Here is a 26,583-nt window from a genome sequence, read left to right on the forward strand (position 1 = left end):
TCACTGCAACTCATAAGTGCTCAACCGGGCTTCTGATAGTGCTGCCGCGTCTCTAGGTGCTGTGGCTAGATTGCGATAACACGCGATCACCCGAACTTCATCGAGGACATAACAATGAGCATGACGTTTTCCGGCCAGGTAGCTTTGGTCACTGGCGCGGCGGCCGGTATTGGTCGCGCAACAGCCCAGGCGTTTGCCGCTGAAGGCTTGAAAGTGGTTGTTGCGGACCTGGATGTAGCGGGAGGCGAGGGCACGGTGGAACTGATTCGCGCAGCCGGTGGCGACGCAGTTTTCGTGCGCTGCAACGTCACTCAGGAAGCCGATGTGCAGAAGCTGATGGAGCAAGCAGTGAACGCTTACGGCCGAGTTGACTACGCCTTCAACAATGCCGGGATCGAGATCGAAAAGGGCAAGCTGGCCGACGGCACCCTCGATGAGTTCGACGCCATCATGGGGGTTAACGTCAAGGGTGTGTGGCTGTGCATGAAATACCAGTTGCCGTTGATGCTCGCTCAGGGCGGTGGTGCCATCGTCAATACCGCCTCGGTGGCCGGTCTGGGTGCAGCGCCGAAGATGAGCATTTACGCCGCGTCGAAACACGCAGTGATCGGCCTGACCAAATCGGCGGCCATCGAATATGCGAAGAAGAAAGTCCGCGTGAATGCCGTTTGCCCGGCAGTGATCGACACCGACATGTTCCGCCGAGCCTATGAGGCCGATCCAAAGAAAGCCGAATTCGCCGCCGCCATGCACCCGGTCGGTCGCATCGGCACCGTCGAAGAGATCGCCAGCGCTGTGCTCTATCTGTGCAGCGACGGTGCGGCTTTCACCACCGGTCACGCCTTGGCGGTGGACGGTGGGGCAACAGCTATCTGACGGTTGGGTTCATCAGGCATAAAAAATCCGGAATCCTTAACAGATTCCGGATTTTTTTTGCTGATCAGGGATCGGCTTCAAACAAGATCAGCTGCGATCACGTTTTGGCAGGACGTCCTTGAGCTTGGCATGCATGCTGCGCAAGGTCTTTTCGGTACTGGCCCAGTCGATGCAGGCGTCGGTAATGGAAACACCGTATTGCAGCTCGGTCAGGTCTTTTGGAATCGCCTGGCAGCCCCAGTTCAGATGGCTTTCGACCATCAAGCCGATGATCGACTGGTTGCCTTCGAGGATCTGGTTGGCGACGTTCTCCATCACCAGCGGTTGCAGTGCTGGATCCTTGTTGGAGTTGGCGTGGCTGCAATCGACCATGATGTTCGGCTTGATTTTGGCCTTGTTCAGCGCTTGCTCGCAGAGCGCAACGCTGACTGAATCGTAGTTTGGTTTGCCGTTGCCACCACGAAGCACCACGTGACCGTAGGCGTTGCCCTTGGTAGTGACGATCGACACGCCGCCTTCCTGGTTGATACCCAGGAAACGGTGAGGGCTGGAAACCGACTGCAGGGCATTGATCGCCACGGTCAGGCCACCGTCGGTGCCGTTTTTGAAGCCGACTGCCGAGGACAGGCCGGAAGCCATTTCACGGTGAGTCTGGGATTCGGTGGTCCGTGCGCCGATGGCCGACCAGCTGATCAGATCCTGCAAGTACTGCGGAGAGATCGGGTCCAGGGCTTCGGTTGCGGTAGGCAGGCCCATTTCAGCCAGATCCAGCAGCAACTGACGACCGATGTGCAGACCGTCCTGAATCTTGAACGAGTCATCCAGGTACGGATCGTTGATCAAGCCTTTCCAGCCGACGGTGGTACGCGGCTTCTCAAAATACACCCGCATCACCAGATAGAGAGTGTCGGACACTTCGGCGGCGAGCGCCTTGAGGCGTTCGGCATATTCGTGCGCGGCCTTGATGTCGTGGATCGAGCAAGGCCCGATAACGACGAACAGGCGGTGGTCTGTGCCATCGAGAATGTTGCGAATCACCTCGCGGCCTTTGGTCACGGTGCGCAGGGCAGCGTCGCTCAAAGGAATATCACGCTTGAGCTGATCAGGAGTGATCAGGGTCTCGTTGGAGGCGACGTTAAGGTCATTGATCGGTAAATCAGCCATCGTGTTACTCGTCAGGTCACGGGTGCCGGCCGCCAGCGATCCCCGCGCGGCGGAGCACAGCAGATTTAAGCGCGTCGGGGAGCCGAACCTTAGCGCGTTACGCTGCTGCTCGACAATGGGCAGGCGCGGGTTTAATCCAGTGCCGGCTGTATAAATGCCTGGCGGACGGTGTCATGGGAGAACTCGTCGGCGTGCTGCTGGACCCATTCAAGGGCTAGCGCTTCGACGCCCTGCTGCTCGATCTGCGGTTCGTGCAAGCGACAGTAACGCGCCATCTGGCAGACCTGCTCGCCCATGCGCGCGCAGAACAACGTCTGTTCGTCGATAAAAGCAATCCCGACCAAATACCCTTTTTTTCGTCTTAGGCACCAGGCCACGTAACCCAGATAACAGGCATTTTCGCCGAGGCTGGGCATGCGCACTTCCAGTGCTGTCCCGCGTCGCCAGGCACGGTGATAATTGCAAGCCATGCCGCCGAGACTGATAGTGTGCAGCTGTTGGCGAGAAATACACTCGCGTTTACGTAAGGTTAACTCGACCGGAACATCATCAGGATGAGGTAGAAAACGTCTCATGAACGCGGACTCCGAGTCTCGGTTATTTGACATTGTTTCCCCCAGTATAGTGGCCGAATCAGAGCTGACTGATTTCGACGCCGATCAACAGTTATTGGCGATGAACGGCGTATCGCTGGTGATATTCACCAGCGTCGGCTGCACCAGTTGCCGGTGGGCCCGGCAGCAACTGCCCGACCTGGATCTGGTGGTCGATCGGCTGTGCTGGATCGATGCGGGAAATAACGGCGGAGTAGTCGAGCGTTATCAGGTCTTTCACTTGCCAGCGCTGTTTGTGGTGCGCGACGGCGAGTTCTATGGGGCCTTACAGTCGCGGCTGACGCGCAATGAGCTCAATGAGGGGTTGCGTCAGGCGTTGAGTCGAATTCCAGAGGAGTTGCCATGATGGGTGCAGTTGTCCAGACGCCGCGAGTCGGCATTATCGGTACCGGGGCGATTGGCGGTTTTTACGGGGTGATGCTGGCGCGTGCAGGGTTTGATGTGCACTTTCTGTTGCGCAGCGAATTTCCCGCAGTCGCCGAGCATGGTCTACAACTCAACAGCGCCGTGCACGGCGCGCTGACACTGAATCCGGTCCAGGCCTATTCCTCGGCAGCGGACATGCCGCCCTGTGACTGGTTGCTGGTGGGCGCAAAAACCACCAGCAACGCCGAACTCGCGCCGGCGATCATTAAGGCCGCGGCTTCGGGTGCCAAAGTTCTGTTGCTGCAGAACGGTCTGGATGTCGAAGACAGTTTGCGCGAACTGCTGCCCGATTCGCTGCACCTGCTGGGTGGCCTGTGCTTTATCTGCGTCCACCGCGCCGCGCCTGGGGTCATCGAACATCAGGCATTGGGTGGCGTGAACATCGGTTATCACAGCGGGCCTGCACTGACTGAAGAGCGGGCTGACGAACAGGCGCGTCGGGCGATCGTCGAGGAGGGCGCCGGGCTGTTCCGCAAGGCCGGTCTGGATTCGCAAGCCATGGCCAATCTGCAGCAGGCGCGCTGGCAAAAACTGGTCTGGAATGTACCGTATAACGGTCTATCGGTGCTTTTGGGCGCGAGCACAACGCCGCTGATGGCTGATGCCAGCAGTCGCGAGCTGATTCAGGCGTTGATGGCCGAAGTGGTGCAGGGCGCTCTGGCCTGTGGTCATACCCTGCCACCCGGCTATGCAGAACAACTGTTCAACGTGACGCAAAAAATGCCGGATTACTGGCCGAGCATGTACCACGATTATCTGCATAAACGCCCGCTGGAATTGTCGGCGATCTATGCCAGGCCTTTGGCAGCTGCCAAGGCCGCGGGTTGTGATCTACCGAAAATCGAAGCCTTGTACCAGGCATTGAGTTTTGTCGATCGGCGTAACGGCTGAGTCTGTCAGTCAGGGGAAGCAATAATGGCGAAGGGAATGAGCGACAAGCTGGTAGTGGCGATTTCCTCACGGGCGCTGTTCGATTTAAGTGAGAGCCATAAGATTTACCTGGCGCACGGCGTCGAAGCCTATCGGCAGTATCAGATCGAGCATGAGGACGAGTTCCTCGAGCCGGGCGATGCGTTTCCACTGGTAAAAAAACTCCTTAGCCTCAATGCCAGTCTCGGCCGGGCGCGAGTCGAGGTGGTGCTGGTTTCACGCAACAGCGCCGACACCGGTTTGCGAGTGTTCAACTCGATTCAGCATTACGGCCTGGACATTTCCCGCGCGGCCTTTGTCGGCGGGCGTAGCCCGTATCCCTATCTGGCGGCTTTCGGCTGCGATCTGTTTCTGTCGACCCATGCCGAGGACGTGCGCAATGCACTGGACGCCGGTTTCGCGGCAGCGACCATTCTCTCCGGTGGCGCCCGTCGTGCGGCGAGTGCCGAATTGCGTATTGCGTTCGATGGCGATGCGGTGTTGTTTTCCGACGAGTCCGAGCGCGTCTATCAATCGGGCGGCCTGGAAGCGTTTCAGGCCAGCGAGCGTGAGTCGGCCCGTGAGCCATTGCGCGGTGGTCCGTTCAAAGGCTTCCTGGCGGCTCTCAATCTGTTACAGCGAGAGTTTCCCGACGACGCCTGCCCGATTCGCACAGCGTTGGTGACAGCGCGATCGGCACCGGCTCATGAACGGGTGATTCGCACGTTGCGCGAGTGGGACATTCGCCTGGATGAATCCTTGTTTCTGGGTGGTCTGGCGAAATCCGCGTTTCTCGAAGCCTTCGCCGCCGACGTGTTTTTCGACGATCAGGCCGGTCACTGCGAGTTGGCCCGTGAGGTTGTCGCCACCGGTCACGTTCCCCACGGCATCAGCAACGAACAGAAGGTTTAAGCCCAAAGTTCAGGGTTTTGCCCAAAATGTCGAACTCGCCAAGGCACTGCTAAGCTGAATCAAATCTCCGCCATATTTGGCATTCGAGGAGGTCTTATGATCCATTCGATGCTGTATGCCACTGACCTTGGTGTGTACGCCCCTTATGTGATGCAACATGCCTTGGCGCTGGCTCGAACATTCAGTGCTGACTTGCATGTCGTTCACGCCGTTGAACCCATGGGGCTGTTTGCCGAATCGGTGCTGCAGAGCTATCTGGATGAGCAGGCCCTGAGCGATTTTCACAGTGAAGGCTTGACCACCGTGATGGCCAACATCGAGCAACGCGTGCTCGACAGCTTTCGCGAAGAGCTGGGGGAGGGGCAGCAGGATCTGGCGCTGATTCAATCGGTCAGAGTGTTTCAGGGCGACCCGTCACAAGTCATTCTCGAACAGGCGAAGAAACTCTCGGTGGATTTGTTGATCGTAGGTAGTCACAGCCATGGCGCTGGAGGGGAAACCCCTTTGGGGAGGACGGCCGCACGGGTGCTGCAGCTGTCTCAGGTGCCGGTGTATCTGGTGCCATTGTTGCAGCGTCGGCGGCATGGCGACGTCTGAGGTTGGAATCGCAACTTTTGATAAAAAGTTCTAGATTTATTCTTCAAACCATTAATATAGTTATATACCGTCGCTGATGCCCGTGGCGTCTATCTGCTTTGAGGGATACATATGAAGCTTCAACAATTGCGCTACATCTGGGAAGTGGCGCACCACGACCTCAACGTTTCGGCTACAGCCCAAAGTCTTTACACCTCGCAACCTGGTATCAGCAAACAGATCCGCCTGCTCGAGGACGAGTTGGGCGTCGAGGTTTTCGCACGCAGCGGCAAGCACCTGACGCGAGTCACTCCGGCCGGTGAGCGAATCATCACCACGGCTGGCGAGATCCTGCGCAAGGTCGAGAGCATCAAGCAGATCGCCCAGGAGTTCTCCAACGAGAAGAAGGGCACCCTGTCGATTGCCACCACTCACACCCAGGCACGTTATGCGTTGCCGCCAGTCATCAGCAGCTTCATCAAGCAATACCCGGACGTCGCCTTGCACATGCATCAGGGCTCACCGATGCAGATCGCCGAAATGGCCGCCGACGGTACCGTGGATTTTGCCATCGCCACCGAAGCACTGGAGCTGTTCGGTGATCTGGTGATGATGCCGTGCTATCGCTGGAACCGTTGTGTGGTCGTTCCTCAAGGTCACCCGCTGACCAAGCTGCCGAAGCTGACCCTGGAAACCCTGGCTGAATACCCGATCGTAACCTACGTGTTCGGCTTCACCGGTCGTTCGAAGCTCGATGAAGCCTTCAGTCATCGCGGCCTGACCCCGAAAGTGGTGTTCACTGCCGCTGACGCCGACGTGATCAAGACCTATGTTCGCCTCGGTCTGGGCGTGGGCATCGTTGCCAAAATGGCGGTCGACACCAAGCTCGACAGCGACCTGGTAGTGCTCGATGCCAGCGAATTGTTCGAGTCCAGCGTCACCAAGATCGGTTTCCGTCGTGGCACGTTCCTGCGTGGTTTCATGTGCGACTTCATCGAAAAGTTCGCCCCGCACCTGACGCGCGAAGTCATGGCCAAGGCCATCCAGTGCCACAACAAGCAAGAACTGGAAGAGCTGTTCGACGGCGTCGAGTTACCGGTTCACTAAGACCCGAGCCAACTTACTTCACCTCGGTGACAGCAAACTGTTGCCGAGTGCCCGCCACATTGATTTCGACCTCATCACCTTCGAACTTGCCTAGCAGGCTTTTGCCCAGCGGCGAGCGTGGGGTGATGACGGTAATCAGTTGCCCCACCAGGTAAACCTTCAGCCCGGCCGCATCAGGCCCCAAAAACAGCCATTGCTGATTGCCGTTGTCGTCTGCAAGACCCAGCAGCGTGCCGATCTGAATGCCTTGCTGCTCGTCATACGGACGCAGAATCAGGTTTTGGCAAAGCACCAATGCCTGTCTGATTTCTTCCACCCGCTTGGCCTGACCAGCCGCCAGATAGGAGGCCTCCAGGCCCAGGGTGTCGTACTTGTTCTCGGCGATGTTTTCTTCGTGGGTCGCGGTTTCGTAGGCGGTCTGTGCAGCGCGTTGGGCGATATCGAGATCGATTTTGAGCTTTTCGAGAATCAGGTTGTGGACGGCGTGTTTATTCATGGTCAATCGCAAAATTGCAGGACATTGGCCCGGCTCTTGTCACTGGGAGCCGTCTGGTCTTGTTGCAGCCAGAACTGGCATTTGGGGTTGGACTGATTGCGCAGATTGCTGCGGGCATTGTCCAGGCTTTGCTGCTGATCGTTCTTGCGCAGGTTTTCCTGGTATTGCTCGAACATACGGTTGGGCGCGCCCGGTTCGGCAACGGGTGGTTTCGCGAGGTACTGAACCGCCTCGGCCACCGGCGCAAACTGTTGGCTGAACAGAAACCGTGACGCCAGCCAGCAGGTCAATGCGATCGCCATAAAGCCCAGCCACAGACCCAGAACGATACTGCCGGTCAGCTGTAACGGATTAATACTGATGTGTATTGAACGACGCGGGGGTGGACGATAGGGCACGGCGGCCTCCTGGCAGGCGGTCTTGATCGGGCAGGGGGGATTGTCGCACACCCCCCAGGAAGATTAATCGGCTTCGCCTCTTCTGCACGGGAGCATTTATGCGGACAATCGACGCCTTTGCCAAACGGAGCCCGGAATGAAAGCCAGCTGGGATATTTTCTGCACGGTTGTGGATAACTACGGCGACATCGGCGTGACGTGGCGCCTGGCCCGGCAGTTAGTGGCCGAGCATCAGTGCGTGGTGCGGCTGTGGGTTGATGACCTGCGGGCCTTCGAGCACCTGTGTCCGGAAGTCGACGTCAATGCCAGTCAGCAGTGGCAGCAGGGTGTCGAGGTGTGCCACTGGTCTGCCGAGTGGCAATCGACGGCCGCCGCCGATGTGGTGATCGCAGCGTTCGCTTGCCAATTACCGACGGCGTACATGGACGCAATGACTGCACGGGAGAAACCCCCGCTGTGGATCAACCTCGACTACTTGAGTGCCGAGGAGTGGATCGTCGGCTGCCATGGCCTGCCGTCGGTGAAGTACAAGCATGTGCAGAAATATTTCTTCTTTCCAGGATTCCAGGCAGGCACGGGCGGTTTGCTGCGTGAGGCCGGGTTGCTTGAGCGACGTCGCCAGTTTCAGCAAGACCCTCAGGCCCAGCGGGATTTCCTGCAGGGACTCGGTGTCGCTCCGGCAGCTGGGGCGCAGCTGATCTCATTGTTTGCCTATGAAAATGCGGGACTGGCCGGTTGGCTCGACGTCATGGCCGCTGATTCGACACCTACCCATTTGCTGGTGCCCGAGGGGCGAATCCTCGGCGACGTAGCGCGCTGGTTGGGTGTCGACGGGTTGTCGGCGGGTGCGGTGCTGGTTCGTGATGCCTTGACGGTGCAGGTGCTGCCGTTCGTCCGACAAGACGATTACGATCGCCTGCTGTGGTGCTGCGATTTCAATGCGGTCCGCGGCGAAGACTCTTTTGTGCGGGCGCAATGGGCGGGGCGACCGTTGCTTTGGCATATCTATCAGCAGGAAGAAGATGTTCACCTGGACAAGCTCGACGCGTTTCTGGCGCTTTATACCGAGGGCCTGTCACCGCCCGCCAAGGAGGCGCTCGAGGGGCTGTGGCGGGCCTGGAATGCCGGAGATAAAATGCCTGAGCATTGGCTCGCAACGCAAAAACACTGGCCTGAGCTGACCGCACACGCCGAAGCGTGGTGTCTGGAACAAGCCTTGCAAGCTGATCTTGCTGTGACGCTGGTACAGTTTTACCGAAATTGGATATGATACGCGGCCTAGATTTTTGTAAATCCCATCCAAATTTCGGATATTCGTAATGAAAACTGGTAAAGAGCTGAAACCCGGTACTGTCATCAAGCTCGAAAACGACCCTTGGTTGGTTCAGAAAGCTGAATTCACCAAGTCCGGTCGTAACAGCGCAATCATGAAGACCAAGCTGAAAAACCTGCTGACCGGTTACAAGACCGAGATCGTTTACAGCGCCGATGACAAACTGGACGACGTAATCCTCGACCGCAAAGAAGCGACCCTGTCCTTCATCAGCGGCGACACCTACACGTTCATGGACACCACCGACTACACCATGTACGAGCTGAACGCCGAAGACATCGAAGCTGTTCTGCCATTCGTCGAAGAAGGCATGACCGATGTTTGCGAAGCCATCTTCTTCGAAGAGCGTCTGGTTTCCGTTGAGCTGCCGACCACTATCGTGCGTCAGGTTGACTACACCGAAGGTTCCGCTCGCGGCGACACTTCGGGCAAGGTGATGAAGCCTGCCAAACTGAAAAACGGTACCGAGCTGAGCGTTGCAGATTTCGTTGAAATCGGCGACTGGATCGAGATCGACACCCGTGAAGGTGGCTCCTACAAGGGTCGCGCAAAGGTTTAAGCCAAGCTTAAATCGCGAGTGTAAACCGACCAGCGCAGACTGCCTGGCGGTTCAAGAAATGCCCATATCGCAAGGTGTGGGCATTTTTTTATGCGCCGTGTTTCCAGGGGGGCAGGCAAAAAAAATCCGGAATCCTTAGCGGATTCCGGATTTTCCTGCTGCACAAGGAAGGGAGCAGCATTGAGGCCAGGAGACTGGCCTCTTTAACGCGTCAAACAGCCGAGTTAGACCAGCTTCTCGAACTCAGGGATAGCTTCGAACAAGTCCGCCACCAGGCCGTAATCAGCCACCTGGAAGATCGGCGCTTCTTCGTCCTTGTTGATCGCAACGATCACTTTGGAGTCTTTCATGCCGGCCAGGTGCTGGATCGCGCCGGAGATACCGACCGCGATGTACAGCTGTGGAGCAACGATCTTGCCGGTCTGACCGACCTGCATGTCGTTGGGTACGAAACCTGCGTCGACCGCAGCGCGGGAAGCGCCAACAGCCGCGCCCAGCTTGTCCGCCAGGGCGTACAGGTGTTTGAAGTTGTCACCGTTCTGCATGCCGCGACCGCCGGAAACGACGATTTTGGCAGCGGTCAGTTCCGGACGATCGGACTTGGCCAGTTCTTCACCGACGAAGCTCGAAGTGCCAGCATCATGAGCAGCCGCAACGGCTTCAACAGCTGCTGAGCCGCCTTCAGCGGCAACCGGGTCGAAACCGGTGGCACGCACAGTGATCACTTTCACGGCAGCCGAAGATTGCACGGTAGCAATGGCGTTACCGGCATAGATCGGACGCTTGAAGGTGTCAGCGCTTTCGACCGAGATGATTTCGGAGATCTGGTCAACGTCCAGCTGCGCAGCAACGCGCGGCAGGATGTTTTTGCCGTTGGAAGTCGCGGCAGCCAGGATATGGCTGTAGCCAGCGCCCAGTTCGGCCACCAGCGGTGCTACGTTTTCCGGCAGTTGGTGAGCGTAGGCGGCGTTGTCGGCCACCAGCACTTTAGCCACGCCAGCGATTTTCGCAGCAGCTTCAGCAACCGCACCAACGTTTTGGCCGGCCACTAGAACGTGGATGTCGCCACCGATTTTCGCGGCAGCAGCCACGGTGTTCAGCGTGGCCGGGGCCACCGCTTTGTTGTCATGTTCAGCGATTACCAAGATAGTCATGATTAGATTACCTTCGCTTCGTTTTTCAGTTTCTCGACCAGTTCAGCCACCGACTTGACCTTGATACCCGCGCTGCGTGCAGCCGGCGCTTCGACTTTCAGGGTCTTGGTGGTGGAGGCGGTGGAAACGCCCAAAGCGTCCGGAGTCAGCACTTCGAGAGGCTTCTTCTTGGCTTTCATGATGTTTGGCAGGGACGCGTAGCGCGGCTCGTTCAAACGCAGGTCGGTGGTGACGATGGCCGGCAGTTTCAGGGAAACCGTCTGCGCGCCGCCGTCGACTTCGCGAGTCACGGCAACGGTGTCGCCACTGACTTCGACTTTCGAGGCGAAGGTGCCCTGACCGTAGCCGGTCAGTGCAGCCAGCATCTGGCCGGTCTGGTTGTTGTCGCTGTCGATGGCTTGTTTGCCAAGGATCACCAACTGCGGCTGTTCCTTGTCGACCACAGCCTTGAGCAACTTGGCCACGGCCAGGGAGTTCAATTCATCAGCAGATTCGACGAGGATGGCCCGATCGGCACCCAGCGCCAGGGCGGTACGCAGCTGCTCTTGAGCAGTGGTCGGACCGATGGAGACGACGACGATTTCAGTCGCAACACCTTTCTCTTTCAGGCGTACGGCTTCTTCCACTGCGATTTCGCAGAAAGGGTTCATCGACATCTTGACGTTAGCGAGGTCGACGCCGGAGTTGTCCGCTTTGACGCGAACCTTGACGTTATAGTCGACCACTCGTTTGACAGCTACAAGAACCTTCATGGATTCCTCGTTACTCTCCGGTGAAAAGAAAGTCGCCCAGGCGAACCTGGCGATTGATGCTCATGGGCGCAAGGGCACCTCTAAAAACGCCGACATTTGAACAGATGACCGTGCTTGCGAGAGTAATGACCGTTCGTCAGTAGTGACTGGCGAGTCATTCTTTGTCGCGGCGTGTAAACTTCGCGCCAACCTGGCGCAACGCGTCACCTTGTACTGCCTTCGCCCTGTTTTTAGAGGTGCTCTTGAAACCAACAGTCAGCCTACGGCGAGCGCAAAACCGCCCGTATCTTGACCGGAACGCCTATTCGGGTCAATACGGCAAAATGGTCAGTTATGAGCCGCGCTTCATTGATTTATCTGGCTTCCAGCAAATTCAAACAAACGTTTGTATTGGACGCTGAGAGTGGTGTAGATATAATGCGCCGCTTAGAGAGAAAGGTGGATCATCCATTGTCTCCTCCTCGCATGTGCGCAGGAAATAATGGATGCGACATCAAACCTCCAATTAGAAAAAACTGTTGAGCCTTGAGTAGGAGATAGCCTGTGGAACGCGAATACATGGAATTCGACGTGGTCATCGTCGGTGCCGGCCCCGCTGGCCTGTCTGCCGCCTGCCGACTGAAGCAAAAGGCCGCCGAAGCCGGTAAAGAAATCAGCGTCTGCGTGGTCGAGAAAGGCTCCGAAGTTGGCGCTCACATTCTGTCCGGTGCCGTGTTCGAACCACGCGCCCTGAACGAACTGTTCCCGGACTGGAAGGAACTCGGTGCTCCGCTGAATACTCCGGTCACGCGTGACGACATTTTCGTTCTCAAGAACGCAGACAGCGCGCAGAAAATTCCAGACCTCTTTGTGCCCAAGACCATGCACAACGAAGGCAACTACATCATCTCCCTGGGCAACCTGTGCCGCTGGCTGGCCCAGCAGGCCGAGAACCTGGGCGTGGAAATCTACCCAGGCTTCGCTGCTCAAGAGGCGCTGTTCGACGAGAACGGCGTGGTCCGCGGGATCATCACCGGTGATCTGGGCGTCGACCGCGAAGGCCAACCGAAAGAAGGCCTGTACACCCCGGGCATGGAACTGCGTGGCAAATACACGCTGTTCGCCGAAGGTTGCCGTGGCCACATCGGCAAGCAACTGATCAAGCGCTTCAACCTCGACACTGAAGCCGACGCCCAGCACTACGGCATCGGCCTGAAGGAAATCTGGGAAATCGACCCGGCCAAGCATCAGCCAGGGCTGGTGGTCCACACCGCGGGCTGGCCGCTGGATATCATGGGCACCGAGAACACCGGTGGTTCCTTCCTTTATCACCTGGAAAACAACCAGGTGGTTGTCGGTTTGATCGTCGACCTGTCCTACAGCAACACTTACCTGTCTCCGTTCGATGAGTTCCAGCGCCTCAAGCATCACCCGGTGCTCAAGCAGTACCTGGAAGGCGGCAAGCGCATCAGCTACGGTGCTCGCGCCATCTGTAAAGGCGGCCTGAACTCGCTGCCGAAAATGGTCTTCAAGGGCGGCGCGCTGATCGGTTGCGACCTCGGCACCCTGAATTTCGCCAAGATCAAGGGCAGCCACACTGCCATGAAGTCCGGCATGCTCGCTGCCGATTCTGTGGCTGACGCGCTGTTTGCAGGTTCCGAAGGCGGCGATGAACTGAACACTTACGTTGATTCGTTCAAAGCCAGCTGGCTCTACGACGAACTGTTCGCCAGCCGTAACTTCGGCCCGGCGATCCACAAGTTTGGCGCTATCGTTGGTGGCGGTTTCAACTGGGTCGATCAAAACATCTTCGGCGGCAAACTGCCGTTCACCCTGCACGACACCAAGCCAGATTACGCGTGCCTGAAGCTGGCGGCCGATTGCAAGAAGATCGACTACCCGAAACCTGACGGAAAAATCAGCTTCGACAAACTCAGCTCGGTGTTCATCTCTGGTACCAACCATGAAGAAGAGCAGCCGTGCCACCTGAAGCTGGCCGACGCGAGCATCCCGATCAGTAAAAACCTGCCACTGTACGATGAGCCCGCTCAGCGTTACTGCCCAGCCGGCGTGTATGAAGTGATCGCCAAGGAAGACGGCGAGAAGCGCTTCCAGATCAACGCCCAGAACTGCGTGCACTGCAAGACCTGTGACATCAAGGACCCTGCGCAGAACATCACCTGGGTTGCGCCGGAAGGCGCTGGCGGTCCGACTTATCCAAATATGTAAGTCGAGTAGTTGGACATTGAGCCTCCCTGACGGGGGGCTTTTTTATTGGGGGCTGTCCAAGTTCCGGGAATTGGGCGGGATATAAATCCCGTCTTCTCTCGATCCTGTGTGAAACTCTTTCCTTAAAGCGTGTTCAACCGTTAGAGCCGGCAGGGTCTATCGAATCCCGAGGCTGGACGTACTTACATCCAAAAACGTTACCCTCCCGATATTCAGCTTTTTTGAGGATTACATCATGCGTTTAACATTGCCCGCTTTGGTTGTTGGGCTTTTGATCGCACAAGGCGCGATGGCCGCCGGCGATGGCACCGCTGCGGTTGGCGGCGGTCTTGGTGGTGCACTAGGGAATGTGATCGGCGGGCAAATGGGCGGCAGCACCGGTGCGGCAGTTGGCGCGGGTGTGGGTGGTGCCGCGGGGAGTGCTGTCGGGGCTCGCAAGGGCAGCAAGACTGAAGCTGCCATTGGCGGTGGTCTAGGTTCGGCGGGCGGATCGATCGTTGGTAACAAACTGGGTGGTTCGACCGGTTCTACCATCGGTGCCGGCCTTGGCGGTGCAGCAGGTGGTGCGGTGGGCAGCAACCTGGCCAACGATGGTGGTAGCAGTCATTCAGGTGGCAAGCGGCACGGGCACAAGCATAATCACAAATACAAACACGACTGATTTCATCGGTTGGCGTGAAAAAGCCCGGCGAAGTGCCGGGTTTTTTCATTTAAGCAGTAAAGCGGGCGTGGATTCCTGACGTATTCCGATTCGATTGGGGCTTGCCCGCGAAGACTGAGGAGCATCCGCCACATCAATCAGGACTGTACCTGGCCCTCACGGCTGCCAAAAGGTCTTCGCACCACTCAATTTACGATCCAGAAAACTCGCTGCGCTGATCAGCGCCAAATGCGTCAGCGCTTGAGGTGTATTGCCCAGGTGTCGCGCATGGCTGTCGAATTCTTCGGCGTATAGCCCAAGCGGATTGGCGTAACGCAGCAGTTGTTCGAATTCCAGGTGGGCTTTTTCCACCTGACCGGCGCGGGCCAGGCATTCGACGTACCAGAAGGAGCAGGCAGCGAAGGCACCTTCGGTACCTTGCAGGCCATCGATCTGGCTGTCGTCGTTGCGGTAGCGGTAGACCATGCCGGCGCGCACCAGGTTTTTCTCGATGGCTTGCAGGGTTGATAACCAACGTGGGTCGGTGGCGGCGACGAAGCGCACCAATGGCATCAGCAGCATAGAGCCGTCGAGACTGGTGCTGCCGATGTGCTGCACAAAATGCCCGCGCTCTTCGTTCCAGAAGTTGCTCCAGATGTCTTCGTAGATGGCTTGGCGGGTCTGGTCCCAGCGGGCGAACGGGGCGGGCAGGGAGCGTTTTGACGCCAGGCGGATGGCACGGTCGACGGCGACCCAGCACATCAACCGTGAGTGCAGGAAGTGATGCTGTTCGCCGCGCATTTCCCAGATACCGACGTCTTCTTGCTGCCAGGTTTCGCAGACTTGATCGACCACCTCCCGAGTGTGTCGCCAGCCTTCGTGGGAGATGGCTTCGCCGTATTTGTTGACCAGGTACACGGCGTCCATTAGCTCGCCGAAAATATCCAGTTGAATCTGCTCGTACGCCTGATTGCCGATGCGCACCGGTGTCGCGTTGCCGTGGCCGGACAGATGCGTCAACTCTATTTCCGGTAACTCCTGGCGGCCGTCGATGGCGTACAGAATGTTCAGCTTCATCGATTTGCCGCTGCAATCGCTGACCCGCCCGCGCAGCCAGCGCATATAGGCGTTGGCTTCGTCGGCGAAGCCCAGGCGCATGAAGGCGTAGACGGTGAAAGAGGCGTCGCGGATCCAGGTGTAGCGGTAATCCCAATTGCGCTCGCCGCCGGGAGTTTCCGGCAGGCCGAAGGTGGCGGCGGCGAGGATCGCCCCGTGCTTGCGCGAGGTCAGCAGTTTCATGGCCAGCGCCGAGCGGTTGACCATTTCCCGCCAACGGCCGCGGTAGTTGGAGCGGCCGATCCAGTCGCGCCAAAACTTCAGGGTGCGCTCCAGGTACAGGTCGCTTTGCCCGATCTGCACCCGCGTGTCGCCGATCCCTCCGAGGATGAATTCGGCGCTCTGGTCCAGTTCGAGTACGAATTCGGCGATGGCGGCGTGCTCATCGATCTGCATGGGCTGGTTAGAAACCAGACGTAAACCGGGCTGATGGGGCGCCTCGAAGCAGACATCTGCACCTTTTGCTCGCGCCTTGGTGAGCGCGCGTGCGTAATCGTGACGCACCGCGCAATGCATGCGAATGCTTGCCGTGCCGCTCACCACCCGCACCCGGCGGATCAACAATGGCAAATCATCCTCGCTGTCACCAATGGGCAGCAGGTCGGTGATCTCGACCACGGCACGCTCACTCAGCCAGCGGGTCTGCAGCACGTTGGTGTCGGGCAGGTAAATCTGTTCTCGGCGGGCATCGGGCAGATCCGGCGCCAATTGAAATATTCCTGCGGCCGGAGAGTCGAGCAGGGAACAGAAAATCGACGGGCTATCGAATTCCGGCCAGCAGAAAAAGTCGATGCTGCCCTTGTCGTTGACCAGTGCCGCGCTGCGCATGTCGCCGATGATGCCGTGGGCATCGATGGGGCTTTGCCGTTCGGTGCTTTGTCGTTCTGCATGAGAGTCAGCCATTACCACGGAGCTCCGGATAGAGGGCCTAACTAACTAGCTGACTGGTGGGAGGGGGATAGAGTTCACGGTCAGGTGGATGATTTGACCGAAACATTCCCTGTAGGGCGTCATCGATACTTTTACCTCAACCCGGGTTTGTGGCAAGTTGCAGGCCCCTGTTGAGGCTGGAACGAGATGGCAAACCCCTATCGCGAGTTGTTCAACGCCCCCGGCGCCAGAGCCTTTGTGCTGGCGGGGATGATTGCGCGGATGCCGATCTCGATGACGGGCATCGGTCTGATCACCATGCTCTCGCAGTTGCAGGGCGGCTATGGCTTGGCCGGTGCGGTGGCGGCGACGTTTGCCTTGGCCACGGCAGTGTGTGCGCCGCAGGTTTCACGGATGGTCGATCGCTATGGCCAAGGGCGGGTGCTGCCGGTTTCTGCGCTGATCGGTGGCGGGGCGTTGTTGATGGTGTTGCTCTGCACCCGGTTGCAAGCGCCGCACTGGACATTGTTTGTTTTCGCCGCGCTGGCCGGTTGCATGCCGAGCATGTCGGCGATGACTCGGGCACGCTGGACCGAGTTGTATCGCGGCCAGCCACAGCTGCAAACGGCGTTTGCGCTGGAGTCGGTGCTCGATGAAGTGTGTTTCATCATCGGCCCGCCGTTGTCGGTGGGGTTGTGCGTCGTCGCGTTTCCCGAGGCCGGTCCGCTGGCAGCGTTGCTGATGCTGGCGGTCGGCGTGACGGCGTTTGTCTTGCAGCGTGGGACCGAGCCGCCGGTGCATCCTCATGAGGCCCACGAGCGTGGCTCGATCATTCGCTCGGGGGCGATTCGTCTGCTGATGCTGCTGATGGTCGCCTTGGGCACGATTGTGGGTGTGGTCGATGTGGTCAGCGTGGCCTTTGCTCAGCAAGAAGGCCAACCCGCGGCTGCAAGCATCGTGCTGTCGATGTATGCCATCGGTTCGTGTCTGGCGGGGCTGGCCTTTGGCGCGTTGAAACTGGATATCCCATTGCCGCGGCTGTTTCTGTATGGCGGGGTGGCTACAGCGGTGACCACGCTGCCGTTGCTGCTGGCCGGCGACATCTTCGGTCTGTCGATGGCGGTGTTTGTGGCGGGGTTGTTCTTTTCCCCGACCTTGATCGTCGCGATGGCGCTGGTGGAGAACATCGTGCCACCCGCCAAGCTCACCGAAGGCCTGACCTGGCTGGTCACGGGGTTGAGCATCGGTGTGGCGATTGGAGCGGCCAGTTCGGGTTGGCTGGTGGATGCGTTCGGTGCACGCAGCGGTTTCTGGGTGTCGATTGGCGCAGGTGTCGTGGTGCTGGCGGCGGCGGTACAGAGCTATCGACGTCTGGGCAGCTAAGCCATCCACGATCGCTAATTAGAGTGCACCTTCGTCCGTTCTCTTTACAGACAATCCATTGGTTATGTCCAATGTTTGGGGTGCAGACCAGGGCGTGGGAACGATCATGAACATCGATCGTTTCCCCAACCTGAACCCTTCCTGAAGAATTTTCTGATTCACCATACGGAAACTTTCATACGGTTTACTCTCCTTGAATCGGGGCGTAAGCTTCGCGCGTTTTCATCAATTGCGGAGACCCATAGTGGGTACTTGTTCGAGTGACAGTAGTCGGCCGGTTTCAATAACCGGCACATTCTCGGCAAGATAACGCGCAGTTTCCTGTGCCGTTGTCTCGCCGAAAAGCGAGAAGCGGCATCCCGATCGCGGCCAGTCCTGGCCGGCATCCCGACGTCCCTCTCATCGACGCTGAACAGTGCGTGATGGCCGACCTTTGCGTCGTCATCGCAGCGCTACGGACGCGCCTGTCATTTATGACTGGCGGGCCAGACCTGCTTTGCCGGTAATTCGGGCAAGGCCTCGGGTCGGTCGTACCTGCTTGAAGGTTTCCCCGCGCTGACCATTAGGGGGAACAGCCATGAAACTCACCCTGTTGAAAGAACTCTTCGCCGGCTTCCTGCGGACCCGGCACTTTGTCCGACACTTCCGCCGACTAGCCCTGCTCGATGGCCTGACCGGCGCCAGCGTCAGCCGTGAAGTACCGCCAACCCTGGCGCAAACCCTGGTCGCCGCGGCCAACAACGACACGCAGGTATTGCTGGAACAACTCGGCAGCCACAGCGATGGCTTGAGCGACCTAGAGGCCGATGCGCTGCGCGAGCAATATGGTCTCAACGAGGTCGAGCACGAGCAACCGCTGCCCTGGTGGACCCACCTGTGGCACTGCTACAAAAACCCCTTCAACCTGCTGCTGACCTTACTCGCGGTCATCTCCTGGCTGACCGAGGACATGAAAGCCGCCATCGTCATTTTCTCAATGGTGGTGCTCTCGACTCTGCTGCGCTTCTGGCAGGAAACCAAGTCCAACCAGGCTGCCGACGCGCTCAAGGAAATGGTCAGCAACACCGCGACTGTCATGCGGCACGCCCCTTCGGCCGCCGATGCGGTACCGATGTTCGACAGATTTTATAGCGCTGCGCTGGAGGTCAAAAGCGCGCAGCGCATCGAGCTGCCAATCAAGCAACTGGTGCCCGGTGATCTGATCGTGCTCTCGGCTGGCGACATGATCCCCGCCGACTGCCGCGTGCTCACCGCCAAGGATCTGTTCGTCAGCCAGGCGGCGATGACCGGTGAATCGATGCCGGTGGAGAAATTCCCTCGCCAGCAGGACGCCGAGACCCGCAACCCGCTGGACCTGGAAAACATCCTGTTCATGGGCACTAACGTGGTCTCCGGCGCGGCGACGGCGGTGATTCTGACCACCGGCAACAGCACCTATTTCGGCGCCCTGGCTCAGCGGGTCAGCGCCACCGACCGTGCGCCGACCTCGTTCCAGACCGGCGTCAACAAAGTCAGCTGGTTGCTGATCCGCTTCATGTTCGTGATGGCACCGCTGGTGTTGTTTATCAACGGTTTCACCAAGGGTGACTGGATGGAAGCGCTGTTGTTCGCGCTGTCCATCGCTGTGGGCCTGACCCCGGAAATGCTGCCGATGATCGTCACCTCGACCCTGGCCAAAGGGGCGGTGTTTCTGTCGCGTAAAAAAGTCATCGTCAAACGCCTCGACGCGATCCAGAACTTCGGCGCCATGGACGTGTTGTGCACCGACAAAACCGGCACCCTGACCCAGGACAAGATCTTCCTGGCGCGGCATGTCGATGTCTGGGGTGAAGAGTCCGACGATGTGCTGGAAATGGCTTACCTCAACAGCTACTACCAGACTGGCCTGAAAAACCTGCTGGATGTGGCGGTGCTTGAGCACGTCGAAGTCTACCGTGAGCTGAAAGTCGGCACGGCGTTCCAGAAGGTCGATGAGATTCCGTTCGATTTCACCCGGCGGCGCATGTCGGTGGTGGTGGCCGAGCAGGATCAACCGCATCTACTGATCTGCAAAGGCGCGGTGGAAGAAGTGTTGACCGTGTGCAAACGCGTACGCCATGGTGAGGTCGATGAAGCGTTGACCGATGAGTTGCTGGCGCGGATTCGTCAGGTCACCGCCGAGTTCAACGAAGAGGGCCTGCGGGTGGTGGCGGTTGCCGCGCGCCCCATGCAAACCGGGCGCGACACCTACAGCCTGGCGGATGAACAGGAATTGACGCTGATCGGCTACGTGGCGTTTCTCGATCCACCGAAGGAAAGCACCGCGCCGGCCCTCAAGGCATTGGCCGCCCATGGTGTGGCAGTGAAAGTGCTGACCGGCGACAACGAACTGGTGACCGCGAAGATCTGCCGTGAAGTCGGTCTGGAGCAACAAGGCCTGCTGATGGGCAATGACATCGAGCGCATGAGCGATGCTGAACTGGCGGTTGCGGTGGAGACCACCAACGTCTTCGCCAAACTGACGCCATCCCATAAGGAGCGAATCGTTCGCTTGCTCAAAGGCAACGGGCATGTGGTCGGCTTTATGGGCGACGGGATCAACGATGCGCCGGCGCTGCGTACCGCCGACATCGGTATTTCGGTGGACAGCGCGGTGGACATCGCCAAGGAAGCGGCTGACATCATCCTCCTGGAAAAGAGCCTGATGGTGCTGGAGGAGGGCGTGCTGGAAGGCCGTCGGACCTTCGCCAATATGCTCAAGTACATCAAAATGACCGCCAGCTCGAATTTCGGCAACGTGTTCTCGGTGCTGGTGGCCAGCGCGTTTATCCCGTTCCTGCCCATGCTGCCGATGCACCTGTTGGTGCAGAACCTGCTGTACGACATCTCGCAGATCGCCATTCCGTTCGATAACGTCGATGAAGAGATGCTGAAAAAACCACAACGCTGGCAGCCGGGCGATGTCGGGCGCTTCATGCTGTTCTTTGGACCGATCAGCTCGATCTTCGACATCCTGACCTTCGCCTTAATGTGGTACGTCTTTGATGCCAACACACCGGATCACCAAACCTTGTTCCAGTCGGGCTGGTTCGTGGTCGGGCTGCTGACCCAGACGCTGATCGTGCACATGATCCGCACGCCGAAAATTCCGTTCCTGCAAAGCCGCGCGGCCATGCCACTGCTGGTAATGACCGGACTCATCATGGCCGTCGGAATCTTCCTGCCGATGGGGCCGTTGGCGCATTACTTCAAACTGCAGGCGTTGCCGTCGCTTTACTTTGTGTTCCTGCCGGTGATTCTGCTGGCGTACATGGCACTGACCCAGGCGGTGAAAGGCTTCTACATCCGCCGGTTTGGCTGGCAATAAAAATCAGAAAAGGACGATCGTTCCCACGCAGAGCGCGCGGGAACGATCAATACCTGTGTCCGTCTGGGCGATTTTCGTCAACGATCAAAAGATTCCAGCCTTTGGCAGCTCCTTGCCTCGAGACTCAGTCTTGAGGTGAACGGACATGTGTAGGGAAATGCCCTGTCTATTTGAGAAAGGTCCTACATAAAACCGGCGGTGTCTCGCATAGCCTGCTGCCCTTATGGAAGTTGGCTGGTGCAAGCCTGCTGGAACGTCATTGTCATGGTTGCCAAAAATGTTGAATAAAACGTTACGTATCTTGATCGCCGATGAGCAGTATTTTCATCGAATGAAAATCGAAAGGATGTTGAATCAGTTGGGGTATTTCCGCATCGCCCCGGCGCAGTGTGTAGAAGAGCTGTTAACCCTGGTGGAGTACGGCAGCGAGCCGTTCGATCTGGTGATGATCAGTGCATCACTGACGGCGGGAGTCGACCTCGATTTGCTGGCGTTCTGTGGGGGCAATCAGCAGATACATCATGGGTTTATCTACGATGGCCAGCACGTGCAACTCACTGCGAGCAAGGTACGCCAACCTCAGAGGGTGCAGGTAATTCAGGCGCGAATGCCGGACCTTGAGATGGTCAGGCGTTTGATGGACATGGTCGATCCACAGACTAATGGCGCCCAGGCACCTATGTTGCCGTGGTTGCGTACAGCTTGTCAGAGCCATATGGGCTAAGGGCTCAGATAGAGAGACTGTTCGAACCTTTTGTTCTCGCATGGCTCCCCCGCCGGGTTTCGGTATCAATACCTGAGACCTTCAATCGATAGCCATAGGCCATGTGGCGCCAGCCATTTCGCGCCTGAAATTTGTTCATCTCAAGATTACCGCTCGTCTGAACTGTCATTTCTGACAGGTAGCGCAATCCGATCCAGTCGTGTAACGGTATTCGCGCAGGAGCGGCGGTTGGGTCGCAGATGCACAAGGGCAAATAGCCGTTCTCGCTACCGGCATAGCCCGGCTGTTTCTATAGGAGTTCACATTATTAAAATTCTGCTTGCGGATGATCACCCGGTCATTCGAGCCGCGATCAAGATGATGCTTAAAGGGAAGTTTCGAACGGTTCTGGAGGCCTCTAACGGTGTGGAAACCGTACAAATGGCCCGTGAACAAGGCCCCGATCTCATCGTGCTGGATATCACCATGCCCAAACTGGATGGGATGGAAGTCTTGAGCAGGCTTAAGGACCTGGAGCCACCCTGTCGGACGCTGGTGTATACCGCGCTTGATCCGGTTTTCTATTCCGCCCGCTGCATGAGGAGCGGCGCTCTTGGTTTCATTTCAAAAACCAATGATCTGGAAGAGTTGAGCAAAGCGATCAATGCAGTGATGTCCGGTTATACCTACTTCCCCCGTTTGCCTTCCAGCTCTGTGCATATGGACCACCTCCAGTGCACGGAAATGCAGTTGATCGATAAATTGTCCGACCGGGAGCTGACTATTTTTCAGGCGCTCGCTCGAGGTTCAAGTAATAAAGAAATCGCCGAGTCGATGCTCTTGAGCCATAAAACCGTCAGCACCTACAAAACCCGCTTGATCGAAAAACTCAATGTGAAGTCGGCAGTCCATTTGAGGGATTTGGCCAAGCGTAATCATGTGATCTGAATGAATATTTCCCTGCGCAGAGGGCTGACAACTCTGGTTCTTTTCTGGCCGTTGTTTCTTTCGTCTGGCGCTGGCGCCGAGATACAGACCTTGCATCTGCTGGGGCGCTCCACGGTTCAGGATTACCGCGTCGAGATGGATGAAACGGACTGGCGCTGGCTGAGGGAGAAGGGTGCTTTGCGGTTGGGGGCCTCGGCGCCGGACTATGCCCCGTTCGACCTGACGCTCAATAACTATGATTTCGAAGGGATTACCGCGGACTACGCGGATCTGCTGGCCCAGTTGCTGCACACCAAGATCGAGGTGCAGCGCTATGAGTCTCGTGAGTCTGTCATTGCCGCACTGAAACGTGGGGAGCTGGATCTGTTAGGCATGGCCAACGGCTTTGAAGCCGCCGACCCGCAGTTGGCCATGTCCCGGTCTTACGCCGACGACTCGCCGACCCTGGTTACCCGTAATGGTGACAGCAACGACTTGCCGAGCGACCTTGCGGGCAAGCGCGTGGCCATGCTCGATCACTACCTGCCGCCTGAGGCTGTCCGTGACTTCTATCCCGGCGCCAGCCTGCAACTGTATCCGTCAACGCTGAGCGCCATCGGCGCGGTGGCGTTTGGTCAGGCGGACGTGTATCTCGGTGACTCCATCAGCGCCAATTATCTGATCAACAATAACTACCTGAACAATGTCCAGCTGGCGGATTTCTCCCGGATGGAGATGAATCCTTTTGCCTTCGCCATGGCCCGCGACAACCAGCGCTTGCGGCGGATTGTCGACGCGGCCCTGGCGGCGATTCCGGTCGGTGAGCGCATGACCATTCTGCGTCGTTGGAGCGCCGGCAGCACAAGCTTTACCGGCCAGCAAGGCTTGCACTTCAGTGTCAAAGAACAACGCTGGCTGGAGCAACATCCGAGGCTGAGAGTAGCGATCATCGATGACTTTGTACCCCTTTCATTTTCTGATGAAAAAGGTGAGTTTCGCGGGCTCAGCGCACAAGTTTTGGCCAAGATCAGTCTGCGCACCGGGCTGAAATTCGACGTGCTACGAGGTAGCTCGTTGAACAAACAAATCGAGAAAGTGAAAGACGGCGCAGCCGATCTTTTGGCTGTTATTACGCCTAGTGCAGAGCGCGAGGCTGAGTTGCGTTTCACTCGACCGTATCTGGTCACCCCGTTTGTGTTAGTCACCAGAACTCGCGCCGAAAGCCCCAATACGCTGGACGATATGGGCGGCAAAAGTCTGGCGCTTGTTCGCGGCAACGGGTTGCGTCAGTTTGTTTTTGCAGCGGTTCCCGACATCCGTTTCATTGATGTGGAAAACCAGGCCCAGGCGATGGAAATGGTAGCCAATGGACAGGCCGATGCCGCGCTGAGCTCTCTGATCAGTGCGCGTTACATGATTTCCCGGCGATACCGCGACCGTTTGCACATCACCAGTACAGTCGGCACAGAGCCTGCACGCATAACCTTTGCCACTCACCGTGGCGCTCTTGAACTGTATTCGATTCTGAACAAAGCCTTGTTGAGCATCCCACCGGAAGAAATGGATGAGTTGACTAATCGCTGGCGCAATGAGGCGGCAGTGGAGGAAAGTTACTGGTTGCGCAATCGTGCAGCGATCATTCAGGGTTTTGCGTTCGCCGCGGGGCTGCTATTGCTTGCATTGGGATGGATCGCCTACCAGCGCAGCCTGATTCACAAGCGTCAGCAACTGCTGCTGCAACTGCAAGAAGCCAAGGACGCGGCGGACGACGCCAATCGAGCCAAGACCACGTTTCTGGCGACCATGAGTCATGAAATCCGTACGCCGATGAACGCGTTGATCGGCATGCTCGAACTGGCCATGAAAAGGGCTGAACAGGGCGTCACTGACCGCTTTGCGATTGAGGTCGCTTCCACCGCAGCGCGTGATTTGCTGGACTTGATCGGCGACATTCTGGACATCGCCCGGATTGAATCCGGGCATCTTTCGCTGACCCCGGAGCGGGTCAATCTGCGCACGCTGGTTGAGTCTGTCGCAAGAGTCTTCGAGGGCCTGGCGCGGGACAAGCACCTGCGGTTGGTTCTGGATCTGGACCTCAAGAGTGACCGAGAGGTGCTGATTGACCCGCTGCGCTTCAAGCAGATCATTTCCAATCTGCTGAGTAATGCCATCAAGTTCACTCAGGAGGGTGAAGTGCGCTTGAAGGTGCAGATCGGGCCCGGCGCTGACCCGGGGCATCTGGCCATTCGAGTGCGGGTCGAGGACACGGGGATCGGTATCAGCGTCCAGGATCAGCAGCGCTTGTTCAGCCCCTTCACTCAGGCCGGTAACCCCGCTCAGTCTGCGCGCAGTGGCTCGGGTCTGGGATTGGTCATCAGCCGTTCGCTGTGTGAAATGATGGGTGGCCAATTGCAGTTGAACAGCGTGTTGGGCCAAGGGACACAGATCGAGGTCACGCTGCAGGTGCTGGCTTTGCAGACGCTGGCCCAACCGACACCACCTGCCACCGCTGAGCTATTGCCCACAGAGCCACTGAATATTCTGGTGGTTGACGACTACCCGGCCAATCGTCTGTTGCTGTCCCGGCAATTGAGCTATTTGGGCCACTGTACGCTGGAGGCCGTGGACGGTGAGCAGGGCCTTGAGCGGTGGCGAAATCATTCGTTCGACGTGGTCATCACCGATTGCAATATGCCGACCATGAACGGCTACGAATTGGCTGGCGCCATTCGCGATGAAGAGCAGGCCAGGGGCCTTGAGGCCTGCTTGATCCTTGGCTTTACCGCTAATGCCCAGCCGGAAGAAAAGGATCGTTGCAGGGAGGCGGGGATGGATGACTGTCTGTTCAAACCCATCAGCCTGCAAGACCTGAGCGCCCGACTGGTATCCAGGACTCCAGGCACGACGTCGATAGCGCTTGAGGAGAACACGGGGCGAACCCGCGCTGAAATTGATCTGGGCAGTCTGGAGCAATGGGTCGGCGCAGACCGGACGCTGATCAACGATTTGCTGCGTGATCTGGCCTCCAGCACTGAAGAAGATCTGGACCACTTACAGAGGTTGTACGCCACTGACGACCACATTGGTCTCAGGGATCTGGCGCACCGGATCAAGGGCGGCGCTCGGGTCGTCAATGCGCACCGCTTGATTCTGTGTTGCGAACATCTTGAAACAGCCATAGGCGAGCGCGACGCCGCTTCACTGACGCACGCGGTCGCGGCCTTGCAACACGCCATGGAACGCCTGGCCCACTATCTGGGTCAGCACTGACCACGGCGCGCGGTTGAGTGGCTCAATCCCAAATCGGCGCGATGCCTTTGGGGCTGGTCAGACGGTGGCCACGTTCAAGGGTGGCGATCAATGCCATGTCGGCCGCACTGAGGGTGAGGGCGCAGGCCTTCAGGTTGCTTTGCAGATTGGCGCGCTGGGTGGAGGACGGAATCACTGCGTAACCCGATTGCATGGCCCAGGCGAGCGTGACTTGCGCCGGGGTGGCCTGACGTTGGTCGGCGATCTGCTGGATCACCGGATCTTTCAGGACTTCGCCGTAGGCCAGCGTCATGTAGGACGTGATCTGAATACCCTGGCGTTGAGCGAACTCGACGACGGTGCGGTTTTGCAAGTAAGGGTGCAGTTCGATCTGGTTGGTGGCGATGTTATCGGCACCGACGGCTGCGATGGCTTGTTTCATCAGGTCGACGGTGAAGTTGGAAATGCCGATCTGCCGGGTCAGGCCTTGCTGTTTGGCTTCCAGCAGCGCGCCCATGAATTCGGCAACCGGTACCTTGTCTTCCGGGGACGGCCAGTGAATCAGGGTCAGGTCCAGGTAGTCGGTCTGCAGTTTGCGCAGGCTTTCCTTGAGGCTGTCGATCAACGTGTCTTTGGCGAAGTTGGCCACCCAGATCTTGCTGGTGATGAACAGCTCTTCACGGGGGATACCGCTGCCGGCGATGGCTCGGCCGACTTCGGCTTCGTTCTCGTAGATCTGTGCGGTGTCGATCACTCGGTAGCCCAACTCAAGACCGGTGCTCACCGAGTCGATGACCACCTGGCCCTGTAGACGAAAAGTACCGAGGCCGAACGCGGGAATAGGCATGCATGACTCCAAAGGTTG

The 26,583-nt window shown here is 58.0% G+C and carries 23 protein-coding genes; 15 read left to right on the forward strand and 8 right to left on the reverse strand.

Annotated elements, in window-relative coordinates:
• Positions 1-114: 114 nt before the first annotated feature.
• Positions 115-876 carry an SDR family oxidoreductase gene (locus ACN1C3_RS18405; protein WP_419117203.1) on the forward strand — a complete coding sequence of 254 codons (762 nt, stop codon included), beginning with the start codon at positions 115-117 and terminating at the stop codon, positions 874-876.
• An 87-nt stretch (positions 877-963) separates the two neighbouring features.
• Here the strand turns inward: ACN1C3_RS18405 and ACN1C3_RS18410 are convergent, their stop codons facing one another.
• Both ACN1C3_RS18410 and ACN1C3_RS18415 read right to left on the reverse strand, forming a co-directional pair.
• Positions 964-2,040 carry a 3-deoxy-7-phosphoheptulonate synthase gene (locus ACN1C3_RS18410; RefSeq protein WP_419117204.1) on the reverse strand — a complete coding sequence of 359 codons (1,077 nt, stop codon included), beginning with the start codon at positions 2,038-2,040 and terminating at the stop codon, positions 964-966.
• Between the two features lie 131 nt (positions 2,041-2,171).
• The gene (locus ACN1C3_RS18415) at positions 2,172-2,615 is read right to left on the reverse strand and encodes a PilZ domain-containing protein (protein ID WP_419117205.1); all 444 of its coding nucleotides are present in this window, start codon (positions 2,613-2,615) and stop codon (positions 2,172-2,174) included.
• Between ACN1C3_RS18415 and ACN1C3_RS18420 the strand changes: the two genes are divergently transcribed.
• The 5 genes from ACN1C3_RS18420 to cysB all read left to right on the forward strand — a co-directional run bounded on the left by ACN1C3_RS18420 (position 2,614) and on the right by cysB (position 6,584).
• Positions 2,614-3,000 carry a thioredoxin family protein gene (locus ACN1C3_RS18420; protein WP_419117206.1) on the forward strand — a complete coding sequence of 129 codons (387 nt, stop codon included), beginning with the start codon at positions 2,614-2,616 and terminating at the stop codon, positions 2,998-3,000. The two genes, ACN1C3_RS18415 and ACN1C3_RS18420, sit on opposite strands and share 2 nt — an antisense overlap.
• A complete protein-coding gene (locus tag ACN1C3_RS18425; RefSeq protein WP_419117207.1) occupies positions 2,997-3,971 on the forward strand; it encodes a putative 2-dehydropantoate 2-reductase in 975 nt (324 codons plus the stop codon). Before ACN1C3_RS18420 ends, ACN1C3_RS18425 begins: the two co-directional genes overlap by 4 nt.
• 24 nt (positions 3,972-3,995) lie before the next feature.
• On the forward strand, positions 3,996-4,901 hold the full coding sequence (locus ACN1C3_RS18430) for a 5'-nucleotidase (RefSeq protein WP_419117208.1): 906 nt from the start codon (positions 3,996-3,998) through the stop codon (positions 4,899-4,901).
• 96 nt (positions 4,902-4,997) lie between these two features.
• Complete coding sequence (locus ACN1C3_RS18435; RefSeq protein WP_419117209.1) at positions 4,998-5,498, forward strand: universal stress protein; 501 nt, start codon at positions 4,998-5,000, stop codon at positions 5,496-5,498.
• Positions 5,499-5,609: 111 nt separating this feature from the next.
• Entirely contained in the window at positions 5,610-6,584 is a 975-nt protein-coding gene (gene cysB, locus ACN1C3_RS18440; protein ID WP_419117210.1) for an HTH-type transcriptional regulator CysB, read from the forward strand.
• 13 nt (positions 6,585-6,597) lie between these two features.
• Here the strand turns inward: cysB and ACN1C3_RS18445 are convergent, their stop codons facing one another.
• A complete protein-coding gene (locus ACN1C3_RS18445; RefSeq protein ID WP_419117211.1) occupies positions 6,598-7,080 on the reverse strand; it encodes a GreA/GreB family elongation factor in 483 nt (160 codons plus the stop codon).
• A 2-nt stretch (positions 7,081-7,082) separates the two neighbouring features.
• Positions 7,083-7,478: a hypothetical protein gene (locus ACN1C3_RS18450; RefSeq protein WP_419117212.1), complete on the reverse strand. Its 396-nt coding sequence runs from the start codon at positions 7,476-7,478 to the stop codon at positions 7,083-7,085.
• Positions 7,479-7,614: 136 nt separating this feature from the next.
• On the opposite strand from ACN1C3_RS18450, the gene earP reads away from it, so the two are divergent.
• Both earP and ACN1C3_RS18460 read left to right on the forward strand, forming a co-directional pair.
• Positions 7,615-8,748, forward strand: a complete 1,134-nt coding sequence (gene earP / locus ACN1C3_RS18455; RefSeq protein WP_419117213.1) for an elongation factor P maturation arginine rhamnosyltransferase EarP — start codon at positions 7,615-7,617, stop codon at positions 8,746-8,748.
• Positions 8,749-8,797: 49 nt separating this feature from the next.
• A complete protein-coding gene (locus ACN1C3_RS18460) occupies positions 8,798-9,370 on the forward strand; it encodes an elongation factor P (protein ID WP_419117214.1) in 573 nt (190 codons plus the stop codon).
• A gap of 224 nt (positions 9,371-9,594) precedes the next feature.
• On the opposite strand, the gene ACN1C3_RS18465 is transcribed toward ACN1C3_RS18460, so the two are convergent.
• Complete coding sequence (locus tag ACN1C3_RS18465) at positions 9,595-10,524, reverse strand: electron transfer flavoprotein subunit alpha/FixB family protein (RefSeq protein ID WP_419117215.1); 930 nt, start codon at positions 10,522-10,524, stop codon at positions 9,595-9,597.
• 2 nt (positions 10,525-10,526) lie between these two features.
• On the reverse strand, positions 10,527-11,276 hold the full coding sequence (locus ACN1C3_RS18470) for an electron transfer flavoprotein subunit beta/FixA family protein (protein WP_419117216.1): 750 nt from the start codon (positions 11,274-11,276) through the stop codon (positions 10,527-10,529).
• 543 nt (positions 11,277-11,819) lie between these two features.
• Between ACN1C3_RS18470 and ACN1C3_RS18475 the strand changes: the two genes are divergently transcribed.
• Both ACN1C3_RS18475 and ACN1C3_RS18480 read left to right on the forward strand, forming a co-directional pair.
• Positions 11,820-13,484, forward strand: a complete 1,665-nt coding sequence (locus ACN1C3_RS18475; RefSeq protein ID WP_419117217.1) for an electron transfer flavoprotein-ubiquinone oxidoreductase — start codon at positions 11,820-11,822, stop codon at positions 13,482-13,484.
• Positions 13,485-13,719: 235 nt separating this feature from the next.
• Positions 13,720-14,145, forward strand: coding sequence for a hypothetical protein (locus ACN1C3_RS18480; protein ID WP_419117218.1), 426 nt, complete (start codon positions 13,720-13,722; stop codon positions 14,143-14,145).
• A gap of 156 nt (positions 14,146-14,301) precedes the next feature.
• Here the strand turns inward: ACN1C3_RS18480 and ACN1C3_RS18485 are convergent, their stop codons facing one another.
• A complete protein-coding gene (locus ACN1C3_RS18485) occupies positions 14,302-16,143 on the reverse strand; it encodes a glycoside hydrolase family 15 protein (RefSeq protein WP_419117219.1) in 1,842 nt (613 codons plus the stop codon).
• A gap of 174 nt (positions 16,144-16,317) precedes the next feature.
• On the opposite strand from ACN1C3_RS18485, the gene ACN1C3_RS18490 reads away from it, so the two are divergent.
• From ACN1C3_RS18490 to ACN1C3_RS18510, 5 genes are all read left to right on the forward strand, one after another.
• The gene (locus ACN1C3_RS18490; RefSeq protein ID WP_419117220.1) at positions 16,318-17,493 is read left to right on the forward strand and encodes an MFS transporter; all 1,176 of its coding nucleotides are present in this window, start codon (positions 16,318-16,320) and stop codon (positions 17,491-17,493) included.
• Positions 17,494-18,070: 577 nt separating this feature from the next.
• Positions 18,071-20,839: a magnesium-translocating P-type ATPase gene (gene mgtA, locus ACN1C3_RS18495; RefSeq protein WP_419117221.1), complete on the forward strand. Its 2,769-nt coding sequence runs from the start codon at positions 18,071-18,073 to the stop codon at positions 20,837-20,839.
• 277 nt (positions 20,840-21,116) lie between these two features.
• A complete protein-coding gene (locus ACN1C3_RS18500; protein WP_419117222.1) occupies positions 21,117-21,563 on the forward strand; it encodes a response regulator in 447 nt (148 codons plus the stop codon).
• 303 nt (positions 21,564-21,866) lie between these two features.
• A complete protein-coding gene (locus tag ACN1C3_RS18505) occupies positions 21,867-22,490 on the forward strand; it encodes a response regulator (protein WP_419117324.1) in 624 nt (207 codons plus the stop codon).
• On the forward strand, positions 22,491-25,739 hold the full coding sequence (locus ACN1C3_RS18510) for a transporter substrate-binding domain-containing protein (RefSeq protein ID WP_419117223.1): 3,249 nt from the start codon (positions 22,491-22,493) through the stop codon (positions 25,737-25,739). It abuts the gene before it with no gap.
• A 22-nt stretch (positions 25,740-25,761) separates the two neighbouring features.
• Here ACN1C3_RS18510 and dkgB read toward each other — a convergent pair whose 3' ends face one another.
• The gene (dkgB, locus tag ACN1C3_RS18515) at positions 25,762-26,565 is read right to left on the reverse strand and encodes a 2,5-didehydrogluconate reductase DkgB (protein WP_419117224.1); all 804 of its coding nucleotides are present in this window, start codon (positions 26,563-26,565) and stop codon (positions 25,762-25,764) included.
• Positions 26,566-26,583 lie beyond the last annotated feature (18 nt).

This window comes from Pseudomonas sp. H11T01, from assembly GCF_048515765.1.
In the GTDB taxonomy this organism is placed as follows: Bacteria; Pseudomonadota; Gammaproteobacteria; order Pseudomonadales; family Pseudomonadaceae; genus Aquipseudomonas.

Excerpts from the sequence above, each read along its gene's own strand:
- ACN1C3_RS18410 (WP_419117204.1), bottom strand. The coding sequence starts at position 2,040 with ATGGCTGATTTACCGATCAATGACCTTAACGTCGCCTCCAACGAGACC.
- ACN1C3_RS18415 (WP_419117205.1), bottom strand. The coding sequence starts at position 2,615 with ATGAGACGTTTTCTACCTCATCCTGATGATGTTCCGGTCGAGTTAACC.
- ACN1C3_RS18425 (WP_419117207.1), top strand. The coding sequence starts at position 2,997 with ATGATGGGTGCAGTTGTCCAGACGCCGCGAGTCGGCATTATCGGTACC.
- ACN1C3_RS18500 (WP_419117222.1), top strand. The coding sequence starts at position 21,117 with ATGTTGAATAAAACGTTACGTATCTTGATCGCCGATGAGCAGTATTTT.
- ACN1C3_RS18510 (WP_419117223.1), top strand. The coding sequence starts at position 22,491 with ATGAATATTTCCCTGCGCAGAGGGCTGACAACTCTGGTTCTTTTCTGG.
- ACN1C3_RS18485 (WP_419117219.1), bottom strand. The coding sequence starts at position 16,143 with ATGGCTGACTCTCATGCAGAACGACAAAGCACCGAACGGCAAAGCCCC.
- ACN1C3_RS18445 (WP_419117211.1), bottom strand. The coding sequence starts at position 7,080 with ATGAATAAACACGCCGTCCACAACCTGATTCTCGAAAAGCTCAAAATC.
- ACN1C3_RS18405 (WP_419117203.1), top strand. The coding sequence starts at position 115 with ATGAGCATGACGTTTTCCGGCCAGGTAGCTTTGGTCACTGGCGCGGCG.
- ACN1C3_RS18470 (WP_419117216.1), bottom strand. The coding sequence starts at position 11,276 with ATGAAGGTTCTTGTAGCTGTCAAACGAGTGGTCGACTATAACGTCAAG.
- ACN1C3_RS18460 (WP_419117214.1), top strand. The coding sequence starts at position 8,798 with ATGAAAACTGGTAAAGAGCTGAAACCCGGTACTGTCATCAAGCTCGAA.
- dkgB (WP_419117224.1), bottom strand. The coding sequence starts at position 26,565 with ATGCCTATTCCCGCGTTCGGCCTCGGTACTTTTCGTCTACAGGGCCAG.
- earP (WP_419117213.1), top strand. The coding sequence starts at position 7,615 with ATGAAAGCCAGCTGGGATATTTTCTGCACGGTTGTGGATAACTACGGC.
- ACN1C3_RS18435 (WP_419117209.1), top strand. The coding sequence starts at position 4,998 with ATGATCCATTCGATGCTGTATGCCACTGACCTTGGTGTGTACGCCCCT.
- ACN1C3_RS18480 (WP_419117218.1), top strand. The coding sequence starts at position 13,720 with ATGCGTTTAACATTGCCCGCTTTGGTTGTTGGGCTTTTGATCGCACAA.
- ACN1C3_RS18420 (WP_419117206.1), top strand. The coding sequence starts at position 2,614 with ATGAACGCGGACTCCGAGTCTCGGTTATTTGACATTGTTTCCCCCAGT.
- ACN1C3_RS18490 (WP_419117220.1), top strand. The coding sequence starts at position 16,318 with ATGGCAAACCCCTATCGCGAGTTGTTCAACGCCCCCGGCGCCAGAGCC.
- ACN1C3_RS18465 (WP_419117215.1), bottom strand. The coding sequence starts at position 10,524 with ATGACTATCTTGGTAATCGCTGAACATGACAACAAAGCGGTGGCCCCG.
- mgtA (WP_419117221.1), top strand. The coding sequence starts at position 18,071 with ATGAAACTCACCCTGTTGAAAGAACTCTTCGCCGGCTTCCTGCGGACC.
- cysB (WP_419117210.1), top strand. The coding sequence starts at position 5,610 with ATGAAGCTTCAACAATTGCGCTACATCTGGGAAGTGGCGCACCACGAC.
- ACN1C3_RS18430 (WP_419117208.1), top strand. The coding sequence starts at position 3,996 with ATGGCGAAGGGAATGAGCGACAAGCTGGTAGTGGCGATTTCCTCACGG.